The organism is Ruegeria sp. BHSA162 (genome assembly GCF_059613385.1).
The window spans coordinates 46,950-53,817 of sequence record NZ_JBXWSK010000016.1 but is presented as its reverse complement, the minus strand read 5'-3'; the positions used below and the strand labels follow the sequence as shown (position 1 = coordinate 53,817).

General features: G+C 65.0%; 6 protein-coding genes. 3 read left to right on the top strand and 3 right to left on the bottom strand.

The genetic code is table 11. From position 1 onward, the window contains the following. A partial coding sequence (locus AC2FM5_RS07380) for a COG4223 family protein (protein WP_496734775.1) occupies positions 1–1,116 on the top strand: 1,116 nt, incomplete at its 5' end. A gap of 10 nt (positions 1,117–1,126) precedes the next feature. Continuing rightward, positions 1,127–2,635 carry a heme biosynthesis protein HemY gene (locus AC2FM5_RS07375; RefSeq protein ID WP_496734773.1) on the top strand — a complete coding sequence of 503 codons (1,509 nt, stop codon included), beginning with the start codon at positions 1,127–1,129 and terminating at the stop codon, positions 2,633–2,635. On the opposite strand, the gene AC2FM5_RS07370 is transcribed toward AC2FM5_RS07375, so the two are convergent. The 3 genes from AC2FM5_RS07370 to AC2FM5_RS07360 are packed head-to-tail and all read right to left on the bottom strand — an operon-like array spanning position 2,632 to position 5,730. Then, on the bottom strand, positions 2,632–3,672 hold the full coding sequence (locus tag AC2FM5_RS07370) for an ABC transporter substrate-binding protein (protein WP_170405501.1): 1,041 nt from the start codon (positions 3,670–3,672) through the stop codon (positions 2,632–2,634). The two genes, AC2FM5_RS07375 and AC2FM5_RS07370, sit on opposite strands and share 4 nt — an antisense overlap. Further along, entirely contained in the window at positions 3,669–5,066 is a 1,398-nt protein-coding gene (locus tag AC2FM5_RS07365) for a sensor histidine kinase (protein WP_496734770.1), read from the bottom strand. Before AC2FM5_RS07365 ends, AC2FM5_RS07370 begins: the two co-directional genes overlap by 4 nt. Next, the gene (locus tag AC2FM5_RS07360; protein WP_170340612.1) at positions 5,059–5,730 is read right to left on the bottom strand and encodes a response regulator transcription factor; all 672 of its coding nucleotides are present in this window, start codon (positions 5,728–5,730) and stop codon (positions 5,059–5,061) included. Before AC2FM5_RS07360 ends, AC2FM5_RS07365 begins: the two co-directional genes overlap by 8 nt. 157 nt (positions 5,731–5,887) lie before the next feature. On the opposite strand from AC2FM5_RS07360, the gene AC2FM5_RS07355 reads away from it, so the two are divergent. Next, complete coding sequence (locus AC2FM5_RS07355; protein WP_496734769.1) at positions 5,888–6,856, top strand: Bug family tripartite tricarboxylate transporter substrate binding protein; 969 nt, start codon at positions 5,888–5,890, stop codon at positions 6,854–6,856. Positions 6,857–6,868 lie beyond the last annotated feature (12 nt).

Sequence of the window (6,868 nt, the reverse complement as noted above, 5' to 3'; positions counted from 1 at the left end):
GAAGCCGAAGCCGAAGCCGAAGCCGAAGCCGAAGCCGAAGCCGAAGCCGAAGCCGAAGCCGAAGCCGAAGCCGAAGCCGAAGCCGAAGCCGAAGCCGAAGCCGAAGCCGAAGCCGAACGGGCTACGGCAACCGATCAGCAACCTGAGGCCAAGCGAAGCGGGTTCATGCCGGCGCTGATCGGTGGCGTCATCGCGGCGGCGCTGGGGTTCGCCGCCGGACGCAGCGATCTGCTTTGGCCGGCGGGGTCCGATCCGTCCGAGGCGATTGCAGCGCTTGAGACCAAGGTGTCCGACCAGGCTCAGCAACTGGCTGACCTGAGCAAGCAATTGTCTGGAGTTCCCGACCCGTCCGCAGATATCGCGGCGCTGAGCGCCAAGCTGACACCGATCGAAAGCGATCTTGGCGCGCTCAAATCCAATGTCGACGATCTGTCCGGCAAGCTCGACCCCTTGGCGCAACGCGTCGCACAGCTTGAGGCACGTCCGTTGACCGACGCCGCCTCGCCCGAAACCGTTGCGGCCGTCGAGGCCGAGCTGAAGAAGCTGCAGGAGTCGCTGGCCGCCCAGCGTGCCGAAGTCGAAAAGATGGTCGCCGAAGCGCAAACCCTGGACGCGCAGGCCCAAGCCCGGGCACAGGCGGCAGAGAACCTGGCCGCGCTGTCCAAGATTCAGGGTCAATTGGATGCCGGCGCACCCTATGCCGATCTGGTGGCCCAGTTGCAGACCGGCGGCGTGCAGGTGCCGGACGCCCTGTCCACTCCGGCCGGCGAAGGTGTGCCGACACTGACGGATCTGCGCGAGAGTTTTGCGCCTGCCGCCCGAACTGCGCTGGCAGATGCGCGTGAAGCTGACAAGGGAACGGGCCTTGTCGCCTTTCTTCAGCGACAAACCGGCGCCCGGTCCGTTTCGCCAAAAGATGGCAATGATTCCGACGCCATCCTGTCACGAGCGGAGGCCGCGTTGGGCAAAGGTGACATAAGCACGGCCTTGACCGAGCTGGGCGCGCTTCCGGAATCGGCGCAGCCAGCCATGGCCGAATGGATCGCGGCTGCCAAAACCCGCCAATCCGCGGTCGAAGCCGCCAATGCGCTTGTGACAAGCGTGAACTCGAACTGAGGGGCCTGCCATGCTCTGGTCATTGTTGAAGATCCTGGTTTTTGTCGCGATCGTCGGCCTTCTGGCCATGGGGGCAGGCGTTCTGATGGAAACCAGCGGTGGCATCCAGATCACCGCGATGGGAACCGAGGTCACGCTCAGCCCGCTGCAGTCGGTGATCGCGCTGGGCCTGCTGGTTCTAGCGGTTTGGCTGTTCTTCAAGCTGCTCAACCTGCTGATTGCGACCCTGAAATTCCTCAACGGTGATGAAACTGCCCTTTCGCGCTATTTCGACCGCAGCCGCGAGAAACGAGGCTATCAGGCGCTGGCTGACGGGTTGATGGCGCTGGCCTCGGGCGAGGGGCGGACGGCCATGACGATGGCGCACAAGGCAGAACGGCTGCTGAACAAGCCGGAACTGACGAACCTTCTGGTGGCCCAGGCGGCAGAAATGGTCGGTGACACCAAGAAGGCCTCGGAAACCTACAAGAAACTGGTGACGGATCAGGCCACACGTTTCGTCGGCGTGCGCGGAATCATGAAACAGAAGTTGGCCGAGGGCGACGACGAAACCGCGCGCAAACTCGCCGAAAAAGCACTGGCGCTGAAGCCGCGGCATCAGGAAACGCAGGATGTGCTTCTGAAACTGCAGACCAAGGCGCAGGACTGGGCCGGCGCACGGTCGACCCTGACCGCCAAGTTGAAGTCCGGCGCGCTGCCGCGTGATGTGTTCAAGCGACGCGACGCAGTTTTGGCCCTGTCCGAGGCCAAGGGAATTCTGGATGAAACCGCCAGTGTCGAACAGCAGGAGCGCGCGATCGAAGCGAACCGCCTCTCACCTGACCTGGTGCCGGCGGCAGCCATGGCCGCACGGGCCTACATCGCCAAGGGCAAGCCGCGCGCCGCGACAAAGATTCTCAAAAAGGCATGGGAAGCGCAGCCGCATCCGGATCTGGCCCATGCCTTTGCCGAGATCGTGCCCGACGAAACCGCCGAGGAGCGGGTCAAGCGCTTTACGGCATTGACGCGCATCCATCCCGAGCATCTGGAAACGCGCCTGATCCTGGCCGAGCTGAACATCGTCGCCGAAGACTTTCCCGAGGCCCGCCGGGCGCTTGGCGATGTGGTCGAGAAAGGTGCCGATGCTCGAGCCTATACCCTGATGGCCGCCATCGAGCGCGGCGAAGGGGCCTCGGACGCGGTGGTACAGGGCTGGCTGGCCAAAGCGTTGAATGCGCCTCGCGGGCCGCAATGGGTCTGCGACAACTGCCATGACATCCAGGCTGAATGGGCGCCGGTCTGCCCCAACTGTCACAGCTTTGACACGCTCAGCTGGCAGACGCCCAAAACCCCCGAGATCACCACGGCGACGGGTGTTCATATGCTTCCTCTGATCGTGGGGGCGTTGGAAGACCGCTCGGATATGGCCGAGGACGCCGAGATCGAGGATATCCCCGAGCCCGAGATTGTCGACGCCAGCATGGCTGATCAGGCCCCCGAAGAGCCTGAGACCGAAGACGCCGGACCGAAACCGGCCTAGCGGGCGGTTTCGACCTCGAACGCGTCGTTCCACAGTTTGAACAACTCTGCCCGGCGGTTCGGGTCGCTGGCCACCAGAAGGGCGGGCGACAGGGGGATGAACCGTCGTGCGCTGGGCGTCAGTCCGGTCTCGGCCGAGTCCATCCGGGACACAAGCCCCGAGGTTGCGAGCAAGTCCTGTGCCTGTGCAGAGAGCAGGAAATCCAGCAATCGGGCTGCGGCAGCGCTGTTGCCTGCATTCTTCGGGATCAGAAAGGCGCGGGACAGAACGAGGGTGTAGTCCTCGGGCAGGATCACCCCAACTGCCGGGTCCTGGGCATTCGCGACATATGAGCCAAGCACGTTGTAGGCGATCAGGAACCGGCCCTCGGCAACGTCGCGAATGATCTCGGCGGAACAACAGGTGGCGATGGCATCTATGCGCGCGAAACCTTCGATCAGTGACCCGAAGGTGGTCGCCTCGAGACTGTCGCCATAGGCAAACAGATACCCCAGCCCCGAGGCTGCGATGTCATAGGTCGCCACGCGGCCGCGCAGCAGGTCGGGGCGGGTGCGCATCGCGTCCAGCAGGGCAAAGCGGCTGCGCGGCACCTCCAGATCGTCCAGACGATCCTTGTTGTAGACGATGACCGCGGGTTCGGTGGTGATCCCCCACAGCTCGTCCCGCCAGCGCCGGGCCGGGGGCAGCGCCTGCGTCTGGGCCGAGCTGTAGCGGTGGGCGCAGGCGGCATTGACCAACCAGACCATCTGCTGAACGGCCGAGGAAAACACCGCATCGGCCGGGCTGTGGCCGGTCTTGCAGGCCGTCTTGCTGTGCTGGAACAGCGCGTTCGAGCCCCATTGTTCATAGGTGATGGTCAGGTCTGGGTTCTGCGCCGCGAACTGTTCCATCACCGGGCGGATAATGCCGATATCCGTGGTCGAGCGCACAAGCAGGGGGGTGGGCCCGGTGCCGAATTCGGTAACTGCTTCCTGCGCCGCGGTGCGGGTACCCAACGTCAGCAGGCACAGGGCCAGCGGGATCAGAAACCGTATCATGCGCCTGTTCCTTCGGTGGCGGCCGGAAAGTTCAGCGATACGCGAAACCCGTCATCGGTGCGGGTCATCTCGACGGTGCCGTCAAAGGCTTCGGCGGTGGATTTGACGATCGACAGACCCAGCCCGCTGCTGTCCTCGCCCGAGCCTGCGTTGCGGTTGAACCGGTCGCCCAGCCGGGCAGAGACCGACGTTTCCGGCCCCGGACCGCTGTCGCGCACCCACAGAACGGCGCGGCCACCCTCCAGGCTGGCGCCGATGCTGACCGGGGCCTTGCCGTGGCGCAGCGCGTTGCCCAGCAGGTTCTTGGTGGCCTCGCCCAGCGAAAACGCATCGCCCCGCACCCAGACCGGGTTTTCCCCGATTTTCAGATGCACCTCGACGCCGGGGGCGATCACCTCGTGGTCGCTCTGCTCCAGCGCCTCGAGCGCCACTTCGCGCAGATCGACCAGCAGGCGCGGGGCGCTGTCGATGCGGTGGATGACCATCGCGCGCGACAACAGCTGATCCAGAAGTGTCCCGAGCGACCGCGTGCGATTCAGCAGCCGGTCCAGCGCGCGGTGGCGAGCTGGGGCATCCGGATCCGCCTGCGCGATTTCGGCCTGGACCCGGATCGCCGCGACCGGGGTGCGCAACTGATGGGCGGTGTCGGCGATCAGGTTGCGCATCGACAGAACCTGCCGGTCCAGTCGCCCCATGAACCGGTTCATCGCTGCGATCATGACCTGCAATTCGCGCGGCAGACCGTCGCTGGCCACGGGCGTCAGGTCATAGGGGTCGCGGCGGATCAGGTCGTCCGACATCGCCTCGAGCGGGCGCAGCGCCGAACGGGTGACGAACCAGGACATGATCAGCAGCAACGCGCCGGCAGCCGCCATCGGCAGCAGGGCATCCAGCATCAGCCCGGCGGTCATCGCGCGTCGTGCCAGCAAGGTCTGCCCGACAACGATTTCAACTTCGCCCGAGAAGTCGCGCTCGGCGAACAGGCGGGGCAGTCGGACGAACCGGGCCGGTTCCCCGTTCAGGTCTGCCGCGAAATATTGGGCCGACTGGCTGAAGGGCTGCGGGGGCGCGATCACCGTGTCCGGGTCCAGCCCGGTGATGAAGCGCCCGTCGGGCCCGCGCACCGCGTAATAGATCCGGTCATCCGGGGCCTGGGCCAGCAGCTCAAAGGCCGAAACCGGCAGGTCGACGATGGGCTGGCCGTCCTGGATGCGCACGGATTCGGCGATGTCGCTGGCTGCGCCCAGCAGCAGCCGGTCATAGGCCTGACGGGCCGCCAACCGGCCGTTGGCCCAGATCGACAGGCCGACCAGCACGCCGCCCAGAACAAGGATCAGCATCACCGCGCTCAGCACCCGGGCGGTCAGGCTGTGGGGCAGGGGCGGCCTAACCATGCAGGCCGATCCGGTACCCGACCCCGCGCTGGGTTGTGATGGTCACACCGCTGCCCGAGAATTTCTTGCGCAGCCGGGCGATATACAGCTCGATCGCGTTCACGCCCACATCGGCATCTTCGAACCCGTACAGCGAGTCGTACAGCCGCGCCTTGGACAGGAACTGCCCTTCGTGCCGGATCAGGGCGTCCAGCACGGCAGCCTCGCGCGCGGTCAGGTTCAGGCGTTTGCCGCCCAGCGTGGCGCTGCGGTCCTTGGGGGCATAGACCAGCGGGCCCAGCGTGATCTGCTCGCTCTTGCGGTCGGCATCTCGGCGCACCAGCGCGCGCAGCCGCGCCTCGAGCTCGCGCTGGTCGAAGGGTTTGCCCAGATAATCGTCGGCTCCTTTGTCCAGCGCGGCTACCCGGTCCTCGACCGCAGTCAGCGCGGTCAGCATCAAGACCGGAATGCGGTCACCCCCGCCACGGATTTCGTCCAGAAAGCCCAGGCCCGACCCGTCGGGCAAGTTGATGTCCAGCAGGATCGCGTCATAGCCCTGGACCGCGCGGAAATCGCGCGCGGCCTCGACCGAGGTCGCCAGATCGCAGACGACACCGGACCGGCCCAGATGGGCCACGACGCCCTCGGCCAGATCCTCGGCATCCTCGATCATCAATACGCGCATTGTCCCCCCGAACGCCCGTCGCAACATGACAGGTTCGTGACAGCATTATTCGTTAAAGAAAATCAACCTGCAAGGAAGGGCTGCGCGCCCGGCTCCCTGCAGGGACCGGTTTCGTCTGCGTAACAGCAGGCCAAGAAGACCCTAGGAGGAGAACCAAATGAAACTGTTTGGAACCGGCGGCGTCGTAGCCGCTGCCGTATTCGCCCTGACCGGCTTTGCCGCCAGCGCTCAGGAATGTATTGCACCGGCAAACCCCGGTGGTGGTTGGGATTTCACCTGCCGTCAGGTGGGCAAGTCGCTGCAGGATCTGGGCCTGATCGACCAGACCATGCAGGTCGTGAACCTGGCCGGTGGCGGCGGTGGCGTGGCCTTTGCCGAGGTGGTGAACAAGCGCAATGACGACAACAACCTGATTGTCGCCGCAAGTGCCGCAACCGCAACCCGTCTTGCCCAGGGCGCCTATCCGGGCAACACCATGGATCAGGTCCGCTGGCTGGCCGCGATCGGCGCCGACTATGGCGTGATCGCCGTGGCTGCCGATAGCCCCGTCAACACCCTGCCCGAGCTGCTGGACCAGATCAAAGCCGACCCGGCTTCGGTTTCGGTTGCTGGCGGTTCGGCCGTGGGCGGCTGGGACCACCTGAAGGTACTGATCGCGGCCAACGCCTATGGCATCGACGATGTCCGCTCGGTCAAGTACATCGCCTTTGACGGCGGTGGCGAGGCGGTGACCCAGCTGCTGGCCGGCTCGGTCCAGGCCTTCACCGGTGACATTTCCGAAGCCAAGGGTTTCGTGGATTCCGGCGACATCAAAGTGATCGCGGTTCTGGCGCCCGAGCGTCTGCCCGGTGAATTCGCTGACTTCCCGACCGCCAAGGAACAGGGTGTGGATGCCATCGGCGCCAACTGGCGCGGTTTCTACGCTCCGGGCGGCATGTCGGACGAGGCCTACAACGACTGGGTCGCAAAAATCGGTGACCTGTATGCGTCGGACGAGTGGAAAGAAGTGATGGCCGCCAACGGTCTGGCTCCGCTGGACCTGCAGGGCGAGAACTTCCAGAACTTCGTTGCCGAGTCCGTCGGTCAGATCCAGACCATCTCGAAAGAGATCGGGATCATCAAGTAACCGCACCACTCA